Genomic DNA, 20462 nt, shown 5'->3' with positions numbered 1-20462 from the left:
GGTGGGGGAGGGGTGGGAGCGAGGGTCAGAAGCAGTCGTGGCGGCCGGCCGCGATGTTCATGTGCAGGCCTGCCAGTTCGAACGTCCCGGCAGAGGTGGCCCAGACCCTCTGGTGGGCGTCGATGATCTCGATCGAGTCCGCCTGCTGGGCATAGCCGTCGGGATCGACGTGATCCTTGGGGTTGACCTGGCCCTTCGTGATGGAGCCGGTGGCGACGCCGATGTCGACGTTCTTGAATGTGCCGGACTTGGCCTGGAGATCGGTCATGTCGATGTACAGGTCCTTGGCCTTGACCGCCGTACCCGACCCACCGGCCTTGAGCGTCATCGTGTAGGTCCCGAGCACGGGAATGTCCACCGGCACGGACTGGCACATGTCGGTGATCTTCGCGTTCTCGAGGGCCGAGACGGTGACGGGTATGTGCTTGCCGTTCTTGGCGACGTCCACCGTGGCGTAGTTGGCGAATCCGCTGCCGCTCAGGGAGCCGGCCGAGACCTTGAAGTCGGAACCGGAGATGCTGAACGAAGCGGCCAGCGCGCCCTGAGCCATCGAGACGGCGACCGCCGCCGTGGCGGCCACCGTCGGCACCGCACCCACGGCGAAACGCTTCCAGTGGGTTTTGCCGATTCGCTGGGACATGCGTGGTCCTCCGTTGTCGAGGCGTACGAGGGGAGAGGCCGGGTGCGGAAGAGGGCACACCGGGGCTGAACTCGATAGCTCCACTATCGAGTGCCCGATAGTGGCACTATCGGGCTCGGTGGGGCAACCCTCGGTAACGCGATACTGGAGGGACAGTCGAGCGTGAGGGAGTGCATGAGGATTTCAGAGCTCAGCCAGCGGTCCGGGGTGCCGGTGGCGACCATCAAGTACTACCGGCGGGAGGGGCTGCTCCCCGAGGGGCGTGCGCTGAACCCGACCACGGTCGAGTACGACGAGGAGCACATCCAGCGGCTCCGTCTGATCCGTTCCCTCATCCAGCTCGGCGGGCTGTCCGTCGCCCGCACCCGTGAGGTGCTCGAAGCCGTCGACTGTCCGCTGGACGCGTTCGAGACCCTGGGCGTCGTTCACCACGCCCTGCCCGTTCCTTCCGCGGAGACGAACGAGAAGAAGGACGAGCAACTGGAGGGCGCCGTCGGCGAAGAGGCGTCCTGCGGAGCCGCCGTGAGGGTCGAGGCTCTCATCGAGAACATGGGCTGGCAGATCTCCGACGCCTCACCGCACCGCCCTGCACTCGCCCAGAGTCTCGCGGCGCTGAGCCGCCTCGGTACGGACTACACGGCCGACGACCTCATCCCCTACGCACGGCTCGCCACCGCCACCGCGGACCTGGACTTCGCGCAGTTCGAAGGGATCGAGGACCGCATCGCCCTCGCCGAGCGGGCGGTGGTCCTCACGGTGCTGTTCGAGCCGGTCGTCAGGCTGCTGCGGCGCCTGGCCCAGGAGGACGCGAACCATCGTCGGCATGATCGCCGTGCCTGCGGGCGGGGGGAGCAGCCCGGGGAGTGAGTCCCGGAGCGGCTGGCGGCGTGAGTCCCCGGCGGGGTGCCCGTGCGCCCACCGGCACCCGGCTCGCGGCAGTCAGCCCGGCGGCGACGGGGACCGGCTTGGTCGTACTGCTCCTGCATCCAGGACACCAGGATTGCCTCGTAGTCCATGGAGAGTCCGAAGATCAGCGCGAAGAGCATGGTCGGCATCATGCAGAATCCGTGCTCGCGGCGGTCCGTCGTCATCGGCTGGCAGCAGAAGGGCCTCAGAGTCGAACGCCGTACGTTCCGGTAGACCGGCGGCCATCAGTTGATCGTCGCTGCCGAACAGCTGGTATGCCCAACGCGTTGACGCCCCGGCGGCGCGGCACGACGTGTCGACGCCGATATGGATGTCCTGTTGGCAGAACAGCTGCGCGGCGACGTCGAGCACCCGGTCGCGCGTTGAGGCAGCACCGGCGGTCGGCGCGGGCGTCGGCGTTGTCGGGTCACTCACAGGCCAGAGGCCAACCCGTTCACTTGCGCCGTGGAAACCGATCTGTTTTCCTAGGGGGAAACAGATCGGTTTCCGGCCGGTGTTCTGCCTATGACCAGCGATAAAGGGAAAAGATGACTGCCACCTTCGACCGTGGGGCGCCCGCCTCCGGGAAAACAGACTCGGGCCGGCGCGGCTCGCATGCCGTGCGCTGGTGGGTGCTTGTCGTGCTGGGCACGGCGCAGCTCATGGTCACGCTCGATGCGACCGTCGTGAACATCGCGCTGCCCGCGGCGCAACATGACCTCGGTTTCAGTGACGGCAGCCGGCAGTGGGTCATCACGGGCTACGCCCTGGCGTTCGGCAGCCTGCTGCTGCTCGGTGGCCGGCTCGGTGACCTGTTCGGCCGGCGCAACACCTTCCTGCTCGGCCTGATCGGTTTCGCGGGCGCATCCGTCGTCGGTGGCGCAGCGGGCAGTTTCGACATCCTCGTCGCGGCACGCGTGGCCCAAGGTCTCTCCGCCGCGCTGCTCGCGCCCGCAGCACTCTCACTGGTCAGCGTGACGTTCACCGAACCGGCCGAGAGGGCGAAGGCGTTCGGCATCTTCAGTGCGTTGTCCGGTGCGGGCGGCGCGGTCGGGCTGCTGCTCGGCGGCATGCTCACGGAATGGATGTCGTGGCGCTGGGTGATGTACGTGAACGTCGTCTTCGCGGCCTTCGCGCTGGTCGGTGCGGTGCTGCTGTTGGCCAGGCAGGCGGTCACCGAGCGGCCCAAACTCGATATTCCGGGCACGATCGTGGTGAGCGCTGCGCTGTTCGCCATCGTCTACGGGTTCGCGCACGTCGAATCCACCAGTTGGACCAACCCGGTCACCCTCGGCTCCATGATCGCCGGCGCGGTGCTGCTCGCGGTGTTCGCATGGCTGGAGCTCAGGGTCGCGCATCCGCTGCTGCCGCTGCGAGTCGTGCTGGACCGGACCCGAGGTGGTTCGTTCCTGGCCGTGTTCGTCATAGGCATGGGAATGTTTTCGATCTTCCTGTTCCTGACCTACTACCTTGAGGCCAGCATCGGTTACTCGCCGATCAAGGCCGGTCTGGCGTTCCTGCCGATGGTCGGGGGAATCGTCACTGCGGCGACCACGGCGCCTTCGCTGCTGCTGCCCAGGGTCGGCCCGAAGATCGTGATCAGCGCCAGCTTCCTGGTCGCCGCATCCGGTATGGCCCTGCTGACTCAGCTCAGGCTGGACAGCACCTACGTCGCCCACATCATGCCCGGCATGATCCTGCTGGGGCTCGGCCTCGGTGGAGTGATGACCATCGCGTTCCAGGGCGCGACGGCCGGCATTCATCACGAGGATTCGGGCGTCGCCTCGGCGCTGATCAACACCGGCCAGCAGGTGGGTGGATCGGTCAGCACGGCGCTGCTGACCACCGTTGCCTCATCGGCCGCGACCGACTACCTGTCCTCGCACAAGCCCGGGGCGCTGACCGTGGCGCAGGCCGGAGTCGAGGGCTACACGGCCACCTTGGCGTGGGGTGCCGGGTTCTTCGTGGTCGGTGCTGTGCTCGCGGCGTTCCTGATACCGAACGCGGCTCTGGCGCCGTCGGAGGGCGAGCCGGTGATCGCCCACTGAGTCTGAACCCACCGCGGATGCGCGGTGGATCACAACGAGCGGACAGTGAGAAATGCCCTGCTACCTGCGTTGACTGGTGTTCTCGAGGCGCAAGTCAGCGAAGGAAGACAGGGCTTCTCCGGGATCGTGCGTACTTCTACGGGCGCGATCCGTCCTCAGTAAACTGATCATCGCTGGTACCGGGCACCCGCAGTGTGGTCTGAATTTCCGAGGCTCGCGGGTGTGCTGGTCATGGCGGCCACGGTCGGCCTCACGGGGATGGACCACGAGCATGGGCGGCGTCGAAGATCACTCCCCGACAAGCGCCGTAAACCGATCGGTATTCAGTTGGCGGGATTCGAGTTAACCTCACAATATGGCCACCGAGGCGAAGTCAAGTCCCCGAGAGCGGCTGCTGGAGGCAGCGGCCATGCTCACCTACCGAGACGGGGTCGGCATCGGCGTCGACGCGCTGTGCAAGGCGGCTGGGGTGTCGAAGCGTTCCATGTACCAGCTTTTCGAGAGCAAGGACGAACTGCTGGCGGCAAGCCTGGAGGAACGCGCCTCCGCCTACGTGGCGACGCTCCTGCCTCCGGCGGACGACAACCGTTCACCCCGCCAGCGCATCCTGCACGTCTTCGACCAGTTGGCATCACAGGCGGCTGCGCCCGACTTCCAGGGCTGTCGGTACCTGGTTGTGCAGATCGAGCTCAAGGACCAGAACCACCCTGCGAGCCGGGTGGCCCACCAGGTCAAGGAGAACCTGACAGGTTTCTTCCGTGCCGAGGCCGAACGGGGAGGCGCGAGCGACCCGGATCTGCTGGCCCGACAGTTGATCCTGGTCTTCGACGGCGCCAGCGCCCGCGCGGGAATCAAAGCCGACATGCCGACAGGACTGGTCGCTCCCACGGTGACCACCCTGCTCGATGCGGCGGGCATGCGCTGACGCATCACGTTGGCGAGCAGTCTCGGTGGGCGATGCGCTCCACGAGTCGCTGCCGGCCTCCGGCGGCCCGGGCACGGCTGCCCCTTCCTTGCCGCGCAGATCGAGCTCAAGGACCAGAGCCACCCCGCGAGCCGGACGTCGGGGGCAGTTAGACCGTCATGCAAAAAGACGGGCGGGGGTGTGGCGCGGTCGTTCGGGTTCAACCGCGCCGTACGCGATGAGCTGTTGCGATGGAGAGGGCGCTTGGAAGGCGCTTGAGCGGACCATCGGATGGGCGGGCCTGACCTGGCCCTTTCCGGGCGGGGAGTTCGGACGTTCGGCGACCTCGACATTCGACAGACGAGGATGCGAACGTGCGTCGACTACGCCCGCGCACCCCGGGTGCATCGGATGTCAGCGGAACAGCTGTGGCACTGGGCAGGCGTCCAACGGTTCCTCCGGCCGGTCGGCCCAGCCCCACCAGACATGCCGACCGGCACACCTCCAGAGCGACCGGCAGACCCGCCGGCCGTCGTCCTCCCGCCTGGACAGTACAAAGCCACCGGACTCCATGGGCTGGCTGCAGTCAGGGCAGACCGGGGCGTCGTTGGTCATGCGGCGCACCCTAACGCAGCGACCGCTTCGTCCCGAACAAACCTTGTTGGGCGCTTTACCCCGTGCTGGTATTTCTCTCACCTGCTGCGACGGTCCGCAGGCGTCCGCGGTTGTTCGCCGCTGTTCGTCGGCGTTGTCACGCAGTTGGACACTCACTCGGCTGACGAGTCATCCCGCACATGTCCCGAGACGTGGCGCTCACGTAGTCGGTGCGCGGCCAGGACCACTCGGATCAGCCTTCCTCCCGGCTGAATTCGTGCGTGCACCCCCCAGTCACGTCCCGAGTGAAGCAGGCGATGAAGGAACCCGGGGAGCCGTAGAAGGCCAATTTCATGTCCTCGCAGTCCACGCCGTCGAAGGTGACCGTGCCATACGTTCCGGAGGGAGACCAGGTTCCATGTTGCCGGTCGGCGAACCCGGAGCACCCCCAGCCAACGACGTCCGCCTTGTCCAAGCCCTTGGCCGTGAACGTGCCGTCGTCCTTGAACTCAACTGTCGCCCCGGTCCAGTCCGACCACACGCCCGTCAGCTGATCAACGGTGTTGACCTCGACTGGGTAGACGGAACAGGAGGCCAACAGGAATGTCACCGCACATCCCAACGCAGCGCCCATGAATGCACGTCGTATCCGCTGATGCTGGTTGGCAGCCATACGGCCCTGCCTCTCGTGTCTCGCACATGCCCGGGAGCGACGCCTCAAGGAAGCGGCGAACATCATCTTGAACGTGTTCAAATCCTGGTGTCAATGGGGCCGGGGCGCGCTTCCGCGATTACGGTCCGTGCGCCTGACAGCGAAGGTCGGCATGGAGAGACTCTGGGCGGGAGCTGCCATGGTCCGAGGGCCTGCATCTTCGCTGACCTGGGTCGGAGCCTTGCTGTCCCCGTGGTTCCCCCCAGCTTCCCGACGGATCGGGCACGCGAGGGGCACGCACCCCAGCCACAGCCTGCCCCGCTGTCATCCCGTGTGCCGTCGACCCACACGTATGTGGAGCGGGCGCGGGTCCTGGCGTCCAGGTGGAGCGCGCCACTGTACGAACGACCTGCACGCCAGGAAAGACCCTGTGCACCGCGCGCCGGCGCTTCCTTCCCGTTCGGCAGCAAGCAGTGATCATGTGGACGGGCCCCGCTGGAGGTGATGTGGGCCTCGTCGCCCCACCGCCGTGCAGCCGGGGGTGCCCGCCCTGGGGGCGCAGTGCAGTCGTCGTGAAGTCCACGCTGCTGCCGAGGAGGACGCTGGTCGTGCGTGACGCCGGCGAGCACGAACGACGGGTGCGCGACCTGCCGGGACCGAGACACGGATCGAGCATGGCTCGATCCGTCCGGAACCTATTGGTTACGGCAGGCACCCTTGATCATTTTCGGGAACCAGTTGGGGATCAGCGCACCTGACTGAAGTGAAGCGCACCTTGACCCGGTGGTGGGGTCGGCGCCACGACGGCGCGTGGGTCAACCATCTCGAGGTGTTCTGCCTGTCCGGGAACGTACGCAGGATGGCAGCGCATGCCGGCCGGTGAACGATGTCGGTAAGCCGTGTGCTCGAGAAGCGCATGCACACTTTGACGGGCGGGGGCTGGAAACGGAGCCCTCACAGGCGACCGCGCCAGTCCCCGAACCCACTGAAAGACGATCGCCCTCAGGAACCCTGGGGGCGATCGCTGTTCACATGTGCCTGCGGATCAGTCGCCGATCAGTCGATGCTGTCGCTCAGGCCCAGTACCTTCGGGTCGTCGCTGGGGAAGTCCCTGGGCATACCCCCTACGTGGATGGTGCGCCCGTACACACCGGCCAGGAACTCGACGGCACCGACCTGGAACTCCATCCAGTCGCCGTTGTCTCCGCGGACGACCACAGGCCATGCGTCCGGATCCGCGGGGCTCGTCCTCCAGTAGAAGGAGTCTCCCGAATTGGACGACGCCCATTCGATCAGGCCTCCCGGCTGCGGGTAGGGGACGTAGTCCTCGGTGTCGCCCATCTCGTACAGATCCTGAAGGATCTCGTCCTCTCTGGCCTCGGACGCCCACAACGCCTCGGTGCCGGGCCGGGGAACGGACACGCTCAGGAAGTCGTCGATGACCAGCGCCGGGTACGCCTCCGCCAGAGCGCGGAAGTCCGAGGGCAGCGCCGTCCCGAGGACCGCCTCAAGGGCGGCCCAGTCCACGTTGTGTCCCCCGCGCACACGCCACCGTGTCATCGACGGAAGCGCGGCCTCCAGCTCCTCGATCCTCAGCATGTCGTCTGCCAATCCGTGCTGTTCTGGACCACGACATTATTCACGGCGACGACGGACACCACTGTATGGATGAGGCAGCCCCGCTGCGGATTGCCAGCGGATCATGGACGTGGTGGGGCGGACTGATGGGCCGGTCTGGTCAAGCAGGTCTGCACCGAGCTGGGGATGTCCCCCGAGCCGGCCCGCACGGAGGCGATGCGGCGAAGCCGAAGCGGCTCGCCGAGCGGGGCCGGCCACGCGAGCTGGTCGACGGGAACCACCGGAAGTTGGCCCACGAGTAGGAACGACCGATCACCCGAAGAAGTCGGCACTGGGCTCTCGGGCTGGGGTCTGCCGACACAGGCAGACCCGCTGAACGCGTGCGTGTGACGCGTTGTGGCGACATGACTGCCCATGCCAGGGCCCGTCGATATCGGTGACAAGCGCGTGCGCCGTGCTGCCGGCTGAGAAAAACGCGTGGAATCCCCGGGTGCAGCCGCGGGACACTTCGATTCCTGGCCTCCCCGTACGCGCATGTCGGCGTCGACGTCGGCGCGAGCTGCGCGGGGGCTCCGTCGTCGCGCCCCGCGCGTGATGGGCCGGCGCACGACACCACGGGGTGGGGGATGGAATCGCCTGAATCGCGCGAGGTTCCGCGGAGCAAGGGCTCGGTGCTCCTCGCGCTTCGTTACTACGGACGGGAGTTGTCCCGGCTCCGGTGGCTGACGGTGCCCGCGATGCTGCTGCCGGCGCTGGGCACCACCGGCATCAACTACATCGCGCCGCTCGTCGTGGCGAAACTCGTCGGCCATATCGCCGGCGACTCCGGTATCACCCTCGGCTCGGCGCTGCCCTACGTCCTCGTTTTCGCCGGCGTCCTGCTGTTCGCGGAGACGCTGTGGCGCGTCGGCCTGCACTTCCTGAACCGCCTTGCCGCCTTCGGCGTCGAGCACCTCTACGTGATCGGCATGGACGAGCTGTTCGCCAAGGACGCCGCGTTCTTCCACGACAACTTCGCCGGAGCGCTGACCAAGCGGGTCCTGAGCTTCGCCTCCCGCTTCGAGGAGGCCGTCGACACGCTGACGTTCCAGGTCGTGGCCAGCCTCGCGCCGCTGCTGTTCGGCTCGGTGGTGCTGTGGCGCTACGAACCGCTGCTCGTCGTCGGGCTCCTGGTGATGATCGCGCTGACGGCGCTGTGCGTGGCCCCCCTCATCCGTCGCCGCCAGGCGCTCGTCGATCAGCGCGAGGAGGCGATCGCCCGGGTGTCGGGGCACGTCGCCGACAGCCTGATGAACATGGACACAGTCCGGGCGTTCGCGGCCGAGGAACGCGAGGCCGCCGAGCACCGGTCCCGCGTCGCGGAGTCACGGCGGCTCACGCTGAGGTCGTGGGACTACGGCAACCTGCGCATCGACACGCTGGTGGCGCCGATGTCCGTACTCACCAACGCGCTGGGCCTGCTGCTCGCGGTCGCGCTCGGAGGGGGCAGGCTCGGCGTGGAGGCGATCGTGGTCGCCTTCACGTACTACAACAACGCGACGCAGATCATGTTCGAGTTCAACCAGATCTACCGCCGCCTGGAGAGCTCGATGACGGAGGCCGCGCAGTTCACCGAGCTGCTGCTGACGCCGCCGACCGTGCTCGACCCGGAGTTGCCGGAGCCGCTGCTGCCCGGCGCCGCCGACGTCCGCTTCGAGCGGGTGACCTTCGCCCACGCGGGCGCCGACCTGCTCTTCGAGGGCCTCGACCTGGCCGTGCCCGGCGGGGCGAAGATCGGGCTCGTCGGCCGGTCCGGCGGCGGCAAGACCACGCTCAGCCGACTGCTGCTGCGGATGACGGACATCGACGCCGGCCGGATCCTGATCGGGGGTCAGGACATCAGCCGGTTGCGCCAGGCCGACCTGCGCAGTCTGATCGCGTACGTGCCGCAGGATCCGGCGATGTTCCACCGCACGCTGCGGGACAACATCGCGTTCGCCCGGCCGGACGCCACCGAGGCCGAGATCCGCCGCGCGGCCGAGGCGGCGCACGTCACCGAGTTCGCCGACGCGCTGCCGGACGGCTTCGACACCATGGTGGGCGAGCGTGGTGTCAAGCTGTCCGGCGGCCAGCGGCAGCGGGTCGCTCTCGCCAGGGCGATCCTGCGCGACGCGCCGATCCTGCTCCTCGACGAGGCGACCAGCGCCCTGGACTCCGAGAGCGAGATCCTCGTTCAGGAGGCGTTGTGGCGGCTCATGGAGAGGCGGACGGCGCTCGTGGTGGCGCACCGGCTGAGCACGGTCGCCACCATGGACCGGCTCGTCGTCCTCGACCGCGGACGGATCGTGGAGCAGGGCACGCACCAGGAGCTGCTCGCGTCGGACGGCGCCTACGCGAAGCTGTGGCAGCACCAGTCGGGCGGCTTCCTCGACGACAGCTCCGCCGACGACAGCCCCGCGCGGGCCGACCTGCACTGAACACGAGCCGTAAGGTGTGGCCCTGGGCCCGCCGGGCAGGTACGGGTTCGACTCGCCACTCCGTACCCTCGAGACGTTCGCCGCACACCGCGACACCCCTGGAGTACGCCATGCCCCGTTCCGAAGCCCGCGTCGTCACCGACCGGCCGCAGCGCTACGCCAAGCAACTCGCCTCCCACCTCGGCCGCCGCAGTGAGACCAGCTGGGACGAGGAGACCGGCGAGGGCCGACTCCTCTTCCAGAACGGCACCGGCGCGCTCACCGCCGTCGACGGCGCCCTGCTGCTCTCCGTGGAGTCGGAGACCGAACACCTCGACCTCCTCGAAGACGTCGTCGGCCGTCACCTGGTCCGCTTCGGCACCAAGGACGAGCTGGTCGTCGAGTGGCGACGCGACACGGGCGAGCCCGGCACGACCCAGCGCAAGGCCGAAGACCCGGAGTGACCTTGCGCGTCGGCCCGCACCGGCGACAGTGACCGACACGGCCGTCGGACCGCTCAGACCGAGCAGCCCACGTGCGCCAGTGCCTGCTTCAGCAGCACCCCGTGCCCGCCCGGCATCTCGCTCTGCATCGCGGGCGACAGGGCGTCCTGCGGGCTGAACCAGACCAGGTCGAGGGCGTCCTGGCGGGGGCGGCAGTCGCCGCTGACCGGGACGACGTAGGCGAGGGACACCGCATGCTGACGGGGGTCGTGGTACGGCGTGACGCCCTGGGTGGGGAAGTACTCGGCGACGGTGAAGGGCTGCAGGGAGGACGGGATCCGGGGCAGCGCCATCGGGCCGAGGTCCTTCTCCAGGTTGCGCAGCAGGGCGTCGCGGACCCGCTCGTGGTGCAGGACGCGGCCGGAGACCAGAGTCCGGCTGACCGTGCCGTCGGAGCCGATGCGCAGCAGCAGGCCGACGCTGGTGACTTCGCCGCTGTCGTCGACGCGCACGGGCACGGCCTCGACGTACAGGATCGGCATCCGGGCGCGCGCCATCTCGAGCTCGTCGGAAGTGAGCCAGCCGGGCGTGGTATCGGTCATGTCAGACATTGCTTGATCATACTTTCCGGGAATCGCGAACGCTCAGTCGCAGGGGCGGTCGGTGCTGGGCGGGTGGGTATCGGTGTCGGTCGGGGGGAGTCCGTAGAGGCGGCGGGCGTTGTCGCCGCCCGCCCACGCCGCGATCCGCAGCGCGTCCGGCAGACTCAGCTCGTCGGCGTCCACCCGCTCCTGGAGCAGGCCGGCCAGGCCCTGCCGGAAGGCCAGCGCGCCGAGATGGTAGAACTCGGCCACACCGTACGCGTCGGAGCTGTACAGCAGTTTGCGGAACGGCGTGATCTCCGTCGCCTCCGCCAGGACCGCCCCCGCCCGGGCGGGACCGACGTGGTGCAGGGTGAGCCCCACATCGAGGTACACCTGTTTGAACACGGCCGCCAGGTAGGCCGCCTGGCGCTGGTAGGGCCAGCAGTGCAGCAGGAGCACGGGGATCGTGTCGGCGGTCAGGTGCAGCCAGTCGGTCAGGTGGGTGGGGTCCACCCGGTGCAGACGGATGTCCGCGTCGCCGAAGCCGGTGTGCAGCTGGAGGGGCAGCCCCAGATCCACGGCGGTCCACAGCAGCTGCCGTACGAGGACCGGATCGGCCAGTCGGCCGCCGCCGTCGGCGAGCCAGCACCCGGCCGCCTCGGTGACATCCGCGTCCGAGGGCCTCGCCGGGTCCAGGTCGAAGCCGGTGCGGTAGGCGGCGACGGACTTCACCGCCACCACACCGGGCCGCCGTACGGCCTCCAGCGCGGCCGCGCGGAAGGTTTCGGCATACGCGTCGGGCTCTACCCCGCCGGCCGCCACCGCCTCGGCGACGGCCTCCAGACGTACCACCTCGTACGCCGTCCCGCCCGCGGCCTCGGCCAGCTCCCGCGGCGCGGTGAGCCGGTCCGGGGTGAACCCGGTGTCGACGCAGAACACCTCGGTGCCCGCGGCGGCGAGGAACCGGCGGTTCACCTCGCGCCCGCCCAGCTCTGCCCGCCGGGCCAGGTACTCCTCGGCGGGCGCGTGGCGCGGCAGGTCCAGGACGGGAGCACAGTGGCGGCGGACGGCCACGCCGGCCGGACTGTCGAACGGTGAGATCCCCGGCCACGCCTCGCCCTCGGTGAGCAGCGACTCGAAGCCCGCCCGGTCGAGGTCGGCGGTGACGACCCCGTGGCAGTGGTGGTCCACCAGTCGCAGGGCGGCGAGTGCTTCGTGCACGGGACCCGCGCCCATGTCAGTACGTCCAGCGGTACGCCGCCGCCACGCCCGCGTCGTCCAGCCCGGCGACGGCCGCGATCTCCCCCAGGCGTACGGCGATCACGGCGTCGGCGAGGACGGGTCCCAGCGCGGTCCGCGGCACCTCGTCGGCGCGGAACGCCTCGACGGCCTCGGACAGGGAGGTCGGCAGCCGTCGTACGCCCCGGGCCGCCGCCTGCTCGGCATCCAGTCGGGCCGGATCCCCGGTGATCTCCTCGGGCAGCGGCGCGGACGAGGTCAGGCCGTCCAGACCGGCGGCGATCAGGCAGGTGAGCGCGAGGTAGGGGTTGGCGGCCAGGTCGACCGGCTTGACCTCCAGGTTGGCGGCCCGGTCGCGGACGCCCGCGGTCCCGGTGATGATTCGTACCGCCGCTTCGCGGGTCTCCCTGCCCCAGGCGGTGAACACCCCGGCCCACTGGGACGGTTTGAGCCGCAGATAGCTGGCCGGGCTGGGCGCGGTCACCGCAGTGAGGGCGGGGAGGTGGGCGAGCACGCCGGCTGCGAACGACTCGGCGTCGGCCGTCATGCCGTATCGGCCGCCGCCCCCGGAGTGCAGGTTCACGCCGCCGCGCCAGGCGGAGAGGTGGATGTGGCCGCCGTTGCCGACGCCTTCGGCGAAGACCGCCGGGGCGAAGGAGACGACGAGGCCGTGGCGCCCCGCCACCGCCCGGATCGTCTGCCGGACCAGCACGCTGCGGTCGGCCGCCGCCACCGGGTCGAGCGCGCCCACCGAGACCTCGAACTGCCCGGCCGCGTACTCGGGATGGAGCTGCTCGACCTCCACGCCCTGCGCCGCGAACGCCGCCAGCAGGTCGGCGGTGTAGTCGCCGAGCTCCACCTGCCGGGTGGCGCTGTACGCCGGTCCCGTCGTCGCGGGCACGAAGTCCCCGTCTGCAGAGGGCCCTTGACCGACGGCCCACTCCACCTCGATGCCCGCTTTGAAGGTGATGCCGTGCCGCTCGGCGGCGTCCCGGACGATCCGGCGCAACACGCCGCGGCCGCACGCCGGATGCGGCTCGCCCTCCTGCGTGATCCGGTCGACCGGCGCCCACGCCCAGCCGGGCTGCCCGACCAGCGCCACCAGGTGGTCCAGGTCGGGATACAGCCGCAGATCGCCATCCGGCGAGCCGAGCACGTCCGTGGCGACGATCGAGTCGTCGGCGAGGAAGGTGTCGAACACCGGCGACATGCCGACGCCCCAGGTCACCGCCGCCGTCAGCCGCGCCGTCGGGACGGTCTTGACCCGGGTGACGCCCGCGGTGTCGACGTAGGAGAGGACGATGCCGTGCACGCCCCGCCCGGCCAGTTCGTCGGCGAGCGCGGCGGCCCGTTCGGGCTCTCCGGGACGTCCGCCGGGGACGGGGTCGGCAAGGGTGGTCATACGTCCTCCACGACGAGCTCGGCCGGATCGGCGCCTGCGTCAGGGTTTCACGGCCACCGCGCCGAACTGCGGTACCACGAGCGGGGAGTCGGGCTCGGCACGCCACTGAGAGCACGACACCAGGCCCGGCTCCAGCAGCTCGAGTCCCTCGAAGAAGGCGGCGATGTCCTCGCGGCTGCGGGCGCAGATCGGCGGCGTGGCGTTCTCGTTCCAGAACTTCATGGCCGGGATCTGGCCCTCGCCGCCGAGGTCGGCGTCGAACGTGGGGTGCGTCAGGGCGAGGTAACTGCCGGAGGGCAGTGCGGCCATGACGCGGTGCGCGATGTCCCGGGCCTCGGCGGCGTCCAGGACGAAGTTGAGGATGCCCAGCATCATGACCGCGACCGGCTCGCTGAAGTCGAGGGTCTGCGCGGCCCGTTCGAGGATGGCGTCCGGGTCGTGCACGTCCGCGTCGATGTAGTCGGTGACGCCGTCGGCGGTGCTGGTGAGCAGGGTGCGGGCGTGCACCAGGACGATGGGGTCGTTGTCGACGTACACGATCCGCGACTCGGGCGCGATCCGCTGGGCGATCTCGTGGGTGTTCTCCACCGTCGGCAGTCCGGTGCCGATGTCGAGGAACTGACGGACGCCCTGCTCCTCGGCGAGGAACCGTACCGCCCGGCCCAGGAACCAGCGGTCGGCGCGGGCGATGTCCCGGATGATCGGGAACATGCCGGCGACCTGCTCGCCGACCTGCTGGTCGACCTCGTAGTTGTCCTTGCCGCCGATCCAGTAGTTCCACACGCGCGCGTTGTGCGCCACACCGGTGTTCAGCCTCGCCGACCCGCCTGACGGGGTGTGGCTCTCGCTCACGTGACTGCTCCTTCTCGCGCCTGTGTCCGTCGTCGCCATTGTGCCGTCCGATGATCAGCTTGTCCCGGAAACGGCCGAGCCGAAAGGCGGTTCGCAGGGGGCGGGAGCAGGCGGTCAGTCGATCTCGCCGGGGTCCGCGGCCGGTGTCCGGCCCGCAGTTACGTCCTTCAGCCGCTGGGTACCCTGCTCGACCGCCCGCTCGACCGAGTCGGCCTCGCCCCCGTCGAGACCGCCGGCGGTGACGGTGATCGCGTCGGTGCCGACCCGCACGGCGGCGACGTCCAGGGTGAGGGTGGCGGGCGCGTCGGCGGCCGTGCCCTGCACGGTCACGTGCAGCCCCTGGCGGGCGTCGCCCACCTCGGGAACGGAGGTCTCGGTGACCTGTACCGTGCGCCTGGCTCCCGAGCTGTCGGTCGCCGTGAACTGGTCGCACTTGGTGGGCAGCGACTTCAGCCAGGTCAGGGAGTCGTCGAGGGCGGCTTTGTCGTAGGCGGCGACCTGATGGAGCAGACGGGAGTCTTCCTCCTCGAAGCCTCTGAGCGCGGACGCGCCGGACGGCTTGCCCAGAAGGTCGTCGCCGTAGAGGGCGTCGAGCAGCTTCTGGCAGTCGGCGGCGTTGGCCGCTTCCGTCTTGGCGGTGAGGAAGTCCGCGACGTCGACCTTGCCGATGAGGAGCCTGTCGCGCCAGGAGGCGGCGCCCTCGACCTGCGACCAGTTGTCCTCCAGGTCGGCCTCGGTGACCAGGGCGGCCCGGGCTCCGGCCGCGGTGAGACGGCCGGACGGCGAGGTGGTCGGCGACTTCGCGGCCAACGGCGAGGCGGCGACGTCCGCGGCTGTCGCACCGCCGTCGCCACCGCCGTCGGCGCCGTTGTCGTCCGAGCAGGCCGCGGCGGTCAGCAGCGCGCCCGCCGCCAGGGCCGAGGTCAGGACGCGGACAGGACGGGACGGACGAGGGGTCATCGCGGATGCCTCCTGAGGATGTGACACGTCTCCTCAGCGCACCACCAGCCCCCTCGGCACACCAGCGCACCGGCCTGTTCGGGTGACCGGCCGGGCGGTTCGAACGCCCCGCCCGCCGGAGCCACAGCGCGGCGGCGCGTTCTCGTTACCGGCGGGTACCCCGCCGTGTGATCCGTGTGATGCCTGAGGTACGGTCTCCCAGATCCGCAACCACTCACAGGCTGCAGGCCGCTACAGGCGGTGTCGAAGGGGCGGCAGAACAATGGAGTTCCACCTGGTGGACGAAGGGGAGTCGACGCCGGGCGGTGCGCGGCTGGAGGCCCTGGATCCCGAGCCCCTGCTGACCCGGGACTACGAGACACGTCCCGGGCTCGTCTACGAGCGGCTGCGACAGCGCCACGGACCGGTCGCGCCGGTCGACCTGCTCGGCGTGCCCGCGTGGCTCGTGCTGGGCTACCGCGAGTCGCTCGAGGTGCTGCAGGACGACGCCGGATGGCCGAAGGGCCTGGAGAACTGGCGGGCCCGGTCGGAGGGCCGGGTGCCCGCCGACTGGCCGCTCGGCCCCTCCCTCGAGGTCAACCACGTACTGATCCAGGGCGGTCCGGGCTACCCGGCGCTGCGCAGCGCCTGGGACGCCGCCCTCCGGCCGTTCCAGGATCCGCGGCACCCCCAGGCCAAGCGGCTGAAGTCGGCCGTCACGGTCTACGCCGACGAGCTGATCACTCTGCTCGCACAGGGTGGCGGTACCGGCATGGCCGACCTGTCGGCGCAGTTCTCCCGGCCGCTCCCGCTGATGGCGGCGAGCCACCTGCTCGGCTTCCCCGGCTCGCAGGGCGACGACGCCCTGATGGACATGTGGCGGGTGCTGGACGCGGGCCCGGACGCGGAACCCGCCCTGGAGCGGCTCCTGAAGACGCTCTCCGAGCTGGCCGCCGCCAAGATCGAGCGACCGGGGGACGACTTCCCCTCCCACCTGCTGGCCGCCCACCCGGACCTCTCGGTCGACGAGCTGGCCCGGGAGCTGTTCATGCTGCTCGGCATGACCTCCGACCACGTCGGCATCCTCATCTCCAACACCGTGGTCGAGGTGATCTCCGGGGAGCGCGAGGGCGGAGTGCGCAGCGCCCTGTCCGCGGGGATGGTCCGGGAGACCATGAACCGGGTGGTCATGCGCAAGCCGCCCCTGGTCAACTTCGTGCCGCGGTTCGCGGCCGCGGACACCCGGCTCGGCAACTACACCATCCACACCGGTGACCCGGTGTGGGTCTCCTCGGCCGCCGCGCACGCCGACCCCCTGTTCGCCGGGCAGATGTCACCGGGCGCCTCCACCATCAGCAGCCGGGCGCACCTGTCGTGGGGCGCGGGGCGTCGCCAGTGCCCCGCCCGCGAGCTGGCGTCGACGATCGCATCGGTGGCGGTCAGCCGCCTCTTCGAACGGTTCGGGTACCTGGAACTCGCCCTCCCGGTCGACCAACTGCCGTGGCGCTCCTCGCCGTTCATGCGGGGGCTGCGCTCGCTGCCCGTGCGCTACGAGCTCGCCGCATCGGCCGTACGGTACGTACCTCCGCCCCCGGAGGCCGATGCCTCGGCGGCGGACGTACCGGACCAGGCCGCCAAGCGCCGGTCGTCGCTGTGGCGGTACCTGACGGGGCTCATCCGCTCGGACGGCTGAGCGCCGGTCAGGATCGGGGCCCCACCTGCCCGTTCTGCCACGCCCAGGCCGCGATCTCCACCCGGTTCCGCGCCGCCGGCTTGAGCTGGACGCTGGACAGGTGCGTCTTGACCGTGGAGAGGGAGACGTACAACTCGGCGGCGATCTCGGCGTTGGTGCGGCCCAGGGCGACCAGGCGGACCACGTCGAGTTCACGGTCGGTGAGGGGTTTGGAGCTGCTGGCGCTGGAGTGTCTTCAAGAGTGTTCTGGTGAGCGGGAGTGAGTGCTGCTGGTCTGTGTCGTGTCGCGCGTCTTGGCCGTGGTGTCGGTGTCAGTGAGGAACTGACGTTCTCTCATCGAATGCGTGACCTTCATGGGTGGCGCTCGTTTCCCAGGATGACGGGATCTTCTGGGGAGGCAGGACGGGGTGGTGGGGTGGGTGAGCTGAGGAGCATCGCGCTGCCGTTCGTCGCGTCCGGCCCCAGTGGTGTGGCCATCCGGACCCGTCTCAAGCACCTGCCGCCGGGCGATGAGAAGGTTTTGCGGCTGGTGGGTGCGCATCTGGGTGCGCTGGCTTCGAAAGATCTCAAGGCGCGCTGCCGGGACGGCCTGGACCATTCCGGTCAGACGTGGGCGGTGCGCAAGCGGGAGCTGACGCCGGTCTCGTCGTCGCGGTGGGCGGGGAGTGTCACCAAGGCCTCGCATGACCAGTGGGCGCTGGCCCGGCGCGGCCAGGGGGCGTACCTCCAGAACTTGGAAGCGGGCGTCCGGACCCTCACGCACCGACTGTCCCTGCCGGTCGGGCAGAAGGGTGCCAAGGGGGTGCCCGGGGGTTACCGGTCGCGGCGGGAGTGGCATGCGAAGTCACGTCGGCTGCGGATGCTGGAGGACCGGCTGACCGCCGTGCGGGCCGACCGTGAGGCGGGCACCGTGCACGTTGTGCGGGGCGGCAAGCGGCTGGCCCGTGCCCGGCACCACCTGGAGGCGGCCCAGCTGACCGAGTGCGAGTGGCGTGGTCTCTGGGAGGCGGAGCGCTGGTTCTGTCAGGCGGACGGGGAGTCCGGGAAGCGGTACGGCAACGAGACGATCCGGGTCAGCCCGGATGGTGAGGTGAGCATCAAGCTCCCCGCGCCGCTCTCGCATCTGGCGAACGCCCCGCACGGACGGTACATCCTCACCTGTCGGATCTCGTTCGCGCACCGGGGGCAGGAGTGGGCCGACCGCATCGAAGCGAACCGGGCGATCGCCTACCGCATCCACTACAACACCGGCCGGAACCGCTGGTACCTGACCGCCGCCTGGCAGATCCCGCCCACCCCGACCGTCCTGATCGAGGCGGCTCTCGCCCATGGAGTGATCGGCGTCGACATGAACGCCGATCACCTGGCCGCCTGGCGCCTCGACGCCCACGGCAACCCGACTGGTGCCCCGCGCCGTTTCTTCTACGACCTGTCCGGCACCGCCGAGCATCGTGACGCCCAGGTCCGCCACGCCCTCACCCGCCTCCTGCGGTGGGCCCGCACCTGCGGTGTCAGGGCGATCGCCATCGAGGACCTGGACTTCACCGCGGAGAAGACTCGGGAGAAACACGGCCGCAAGAAGCGGTTCAGGCAGCTGATCTCGGGAATGCCCACCGGGAAGCTCCGCGCCCGATTGTCTTCGATGGCCGACCAGACGGGCATCGCGGTCATCGCCGTCGACCCGGCCTACACCAGCCGCTGGGGCGCCCAGCACTGGCAGAAACCCCTCACCACGAAGACTCATAAGACGACTCGCCATGACGCTGCTGCCGTGGCGATCGGAAGGCGCGCCCAGGGACACCCGATCCGGCGACGGACGACACCGCCCCCACACGACCAGAGCGATCGTGCGGGGCATCGGACCGCCCAGGCCGGACCGGGCGCCCTTGGGCGTGAGGGAACCCGCCCCCGCATTCCCGGACCACGGACACGATCCGTGCCGCCCGGACGCGGAGCGAACGCGGGCAACCAGAACGTCCAACACCGTCCGGGGCGTTCGGCTGAGCACGAGACCTGGCAACAGGGCTCACGCCTACAGGGTGTCCCCGAAAGGGGACCGGACTACTCAGTCTCTAGGAACGGTCTCGGTGACATGCCTGAGTGACCGAGGGGGAGACCAGGGAGTCGCCGGCCTCGGCCATGCGGACCGCCTCCGCCAGGAGCGTCGGCCCCGAGTCCTTGAGCAGGAATCCGCAGGCTCCGCCGCGCAGTGCCCCGTAGCGTACTCGTCCCGGTCGACCGTGGTGACCACGACCACCCGCATCGGGTCGGCGACGTCCGGCCCCGCCAGCATCCGGGTGGCCTCCAGCCCGTCCAGCTTCGGCATCCGGATGTTCAGCAGGCACACGTCCGGACACACCGTGCGGGCCAGCGCGACGGCCTCCTCGCCGTCGGCGGCCACGGCGCTGGGGGGCGACCTGCACGCGGGGCCGCGCGGCGGGTGCGGCTGGGAAGTGCGGGCGGTGTTCCCGGGCTGAAGGGGATCAGCCGGTGCGGAGGATCCTCGCGCAAGGCGGAGTGAACCGCTTGGTGTCAGGGCTTGAGGCCGGCCGCGCGTGTCAGGGCTTGAGGCCGACCGCGCCGTACAGCGACACAGGTTCTTCCCCGTCGGGGTTCTCGCCCGTCGCGGCGAGTTCCGGGTGCCAGTCGGAGACCGACACGATCCCGGGCTCCATCACCTCAAGTCCCTTGAAAAACCCGTCCATTTCGGTCTGTGTGCGGGCCACCAGCGTCACCCCGCCCGCCGCATAGGCGGCGATGCCCCGCCGTACGTTCTCCGGCTCGAAGTCCGCCGTCATCGCAGAGAGCACCAGGCAGCTGCCCGGTGCGAGGGCCTCGACCAGGGTGTCCACCAGCTCGTACGCGCCGTCGTCGTCCGCGACGAAGTGCAGCAGGGCGATCAGGGACAGGGCGATGGGCCGGTCGAAGTCGAGGATGCGGCGGGCCTGTTCGAGGATGCCGCGCGGATCGCGCGCATCCGCCTGGAGATACTCCGTCACGCCTTCGGGCGTGCCGTGGAGCAGTGCCTCCGCGTGGGCCAGGACGATCGGGTCGTTGTCGACGTAGACGACCCGGGCGTCCGGAGCGACGGACTGGGCGATCTGGTGGAGGTTGGGCTCGGTGGGTATGCCGGTGCCGATGTCGAGGAACTGGCGAATTCCCGCCTCCTGGGCGAGTCGGCGGGTGGCCCGCTGCATGAACCGGCGGTTGGCGCGGGCCGCCCGCGGGGCTCCCGTGTCGATCGCCATGATCTGCCGGCCGAGTTCCTCGTCGACCGGGTAGTTGTCCTTGCCGCTGAGGAACCAGTCGTAGACCCGGGCGGGATGGGGTCTGGTGGTGTCGATCCGGTTCGTGTCGAGCCGCTTCGTGTCGGTCCGGTGGACGGCCGGCTCGGTCACCCTGGTGCTCCTCTGCTCGACAAGGCCCGCGAAACGCTCGTCAGGCTGTTCGAGCAGTCTGACACGATCATGCGGTGTGGCAGAGGCGGTCTTCGGCCACCTGCCCGGCCGACGCGGCCCACCTCAACTCCGGGGCGGCCACGGCCGGTCGGGCG

Annotated in this window: 17 protein-coding genes and 2 pseudogenes; 8 read left to right on the top strand and 11 right to left on the bottom strand. The window is 69.8% G+C overall.

The window, feature by feature from the left end; genetic code table 11:
• Nucleotides 1-25: 25 nt before the first annotated feature.
• On the bottom strand, nucleotides 26-640 hold the full coding sequence (locus ACFYO2_RS36985) for a DUF6230 family protein (protein ID WP_388358312.1): 615 nt from the start codon (nucleotides 638-640) through the stop codon (nucleotides 26-28).
• A 174-nt stretch (nucleotides 641-814) separates the two neighbouring features.
• Here ACFYO2_RS36985 and ACFYO2_RS36980 point away from each other — a divergent pair, with 174 nt between their 5' ends.
• From ACFYO2_RS36980 to ACFYO2_RS36965, 4 genes are all read left to right on the top strand, one after another.
• Nucleotides 815-1507 (top strand): MerR family transcriptional regulator, encoded by a 693-nt coding sequence (locus ACFYO2_RS36980; protein WP_388358310.1) that lies wholly within the window; start codon nucleotides 815-817, stop codon nucleotides 1505-1507.
• A gap of 147 nt (nucleotides 1508-1654) precedes the next feature.
• Nucleotides 1655-1780, top strand: a complete 126-nt coding sequence (locus tag ACFYO2_RS36975; RefSeq protein WP_388358307.1) for a hypothetical protein — start codon at nucleotides 1655-1657, stop codon at nucleotides 1778-1780.
• A gap of 314 nt (nucleotides 1781-2094) precedes the next feature.
• Nucleotides 2095-3594: an MFS transporter gene (locus tag ACFYO2_RS36970; RefSeq protein WP_388358304.1), complete on the top strand. Its 1500-nt coding sequence runs from the start codon at nucleotides 2095-2097 to the stop codon at nucleotides 3592-3594.
• 355 nt (nucleotides 3595-3949) lie between these two features.
• Complete coding sequence (locus tag ACFYO2_RS36965) at nucleotides 3950-4519, top strand: TetR/AcrR family transcriptional regulator (RefSeq protein WP_388358301.1); 570 nt, start codon at nucleotides 3950-3952, stop codon at nucleotides 4517-4519.
• 826 nt (nucleotides 4520-5345) lie between these two features.
• Here the strand turns inward: ACFYO2_RS36965 and ACFYO2_RS36960 are convergent.
• Both ACFYO2_RS36960 and ACFYO2_RS36955 read right to left on the bottom strand, forming a co-directional pair.
• Nucleotides 5346-5765, bottom strand: a complete 420-nt coding sequence (locus ACFYO2_RS36960; protein ID WP_388358299.1) for a hypothetical protein — start codon at nucleotides 5763-5765, stop codon at nucleotides 5346-5348.
• A gap of 1035 nt (nucleotides 5766-6800) precedes the next feature.
• Complete coding sequence (locus tag ACFYO2_RS36955; RefSeq protein ID WP_388358296.1) at nucleotides 6801-7343, bottom strand: SMI1/KNR4 family protein; 543 nt, start codon at nucleotides 7341-7343, stop codon at nucleotides 6801-6803.
• Nucleotides 7344-7948: 605 nt separating this feature from the next.
• Here ACFYO2_RS36955 and ACFYO2_RS36950 point away from each other — a divergent pair.
• Together ACFYO2_RS36950 and ACFYO2_RS36945 are read left to right on the top strand one after the other, a co-directional pair.
• Nucleotides 7949-9778 carry an ABC transporter ATP-binding protein gene (locus ACFYO2_RS36950; protein WP_388358293.1) on the top strand — a complete coding sequence of 610 codons (1830 nt, stop codon included), beginning with the start codon at nucleotides 7949-7951 and terminating at the stop codon, nucleotides 9776-9778.
• A 110-nt stretch (nucleotides 9779-9888) separates the two neighbouring features.
• Nucleotides 9889-10221 carry a DUF2218 domain-containing protein gene (locus ACFYO2_RS36945; RefSeq protein ID WP_388358290.1) on the top strand — a complete coding sequence of 111 codons (333 nt, stop codon included), beginning with the start codon at nucleotides 9889-9891 and terminating at the stop codon, nucleotides 10219-10221.
• Between the two features lie 53 nt (nucleotides 10222-10274).
• Here the strand turns inward: ACFYO2_RS36945 and ACFYO2_RS36940 are convergent, their stop codons facing one another.
• From ACFYO2_RS36940 to ACFYO2_RS36920, 5 genes are all read right to left on the bottom strand, one after another.
• On the bottom strand, nucleotides 10275-10811 hold the full coding sequence (locus ACFYO2_RS36940; RefSeq protein WP_388358287.1) for an NUDIX hydrolase family protein: 537 nt from the start codon (nucleotides 10809-10811) through the stop codon (nucleotides 10275-10277).
• Nucleotides 10812-10844: 33 nt separating this feature from the next.
• Complete coding sequence (locus ACFYO2_RS36935; protein WP_388358285.1) at nucleotides 10845-12020, bottom strand: amidohydrolase family protein; 1176 nt, start codon at nucleotides 12018-12020, stop codon at nucleotides 10845-10847.
• A gap of 1 nt (nucleotide 12021) precedes the next feature.
• Nucleotides 12022-13425, bottom strand: coding sequence for a glutamine synthetase family protein (locus ACFYO2_RS36930; RefSeq protein ID WP_388358283.1), 1404 nt, complete (start codon nucleotides 13423-13425; stop codon nucleotides 12022-12024).
• A 39-nt stretch (nucleotides 13426-13464) separates the two neighbouring features.
• On the bottom strand, nucleotides 13465-14277 hold the full coding sequence (locus ACFYO2_RS36925; RefSeq protein WP_388358281.1) for an SAM-dependent methyltransferase: 813 nt from the start codon (nucleotides 14275-14277) through the stop codon (nucleotides 13465-13467).
• 114 nt (nucleotides 14278-14391) lie between these two features.
• A complete protein-coding gene (locus ACFYO2_RS36920) occupies nucleotides 14392-15237 on the bottom strand; it encodes a hypothetical protein (RefSeq protein WP_388358278.1) in 846 nt (281 codons plus the stop codon).
• Between the two features lie 262 nt (nucleotides 15238-15499).
• Here ACFYO2_RS36920 and ACFYO2_RS36915 point away from each other — a divergent pair, with 262 nt between their 5' ends.
• Nucleotides 15500-16909, top strand: coding sequence for a cytochrome P450 (locus ACFYO2_RS36915; protein WP_388358275.1), 1410 nt, complete (start codon nucleotides 15500-15502; stop codon nucleotides 16907-16909).
• Nucleotides 16910-16916: 7 nt separating this feature from the next.
• Here the strand turns inward: ACFYO2_RS36915 and ACFYO2_RS36910 are convergent.
• Nucleotides 16917-17123: pseudogene (locus ACFYO2_RS36910) on the bottom strand (response regulator transcription factor); the annotation flags it as partial.
• A gap of 201 nt (nucleotides 17124-17324) precedes the next feature.
• Between ACFYO2_RS36910 and ACFYO2_RS36905 the strand changes: the two are divergent.
• A complete protein-coding gene (locus ACFYO2_RS36905) occupies nucleotides 17325-19013 on the top strand; it encodes an IS200/IS605 family accessory protein TnpB-related protein (protein ID WP_388358272.1) in 1689 nt (562 codons plus the stop codon).
• Here ACFYO2_RS36905 and ACFYO2_RS36900 read toward each other — a convergent pair.
• Together ACFYO2_RS36900 and ACFYO2_RS36895 are read right to left on the bottom strand one after the other, a co-directional pair.
• Nucleotides 19009-19313: pseudogene (locus ACFYO2_RS36900) on the bottom strand (response regulator transcription factor); the annotation flags it as partial. The gene ACFYO2_RS36905 and the pseudogene ACFYO2_RS36900 overlap by 5 nt on opposite strands.
• Nucleotides 19314-19467: 154 nt before the next feature.
• A complete protein-coding gene (locus ACFYO2_RS36895) occupies nucleotides 19468-20307 on the bottom strand; it encodes an SAM-dependent methyltransferase (RefSeq protein ID WP_388358270.1) in 840 nt (279 codons plus the stop codon).
• Nucleotides 20308-20462: the final 155 nt, after the last annotated feature.

It is taken from the genome of Streptomyces sp. NPDC006602 (assembly GCF_042870385.1).
In the GTDB taxonomy this organism is placed as follows: Bacteria; Actinomycetota; Actinomycetes; order Streptomycetales; family Streptomycetaceae; genus Streptomyces.
Note: the sequence above shows the minus strand (reverse complement) of the source record. Positions and strands in the feature narration are given on the sequence as shown.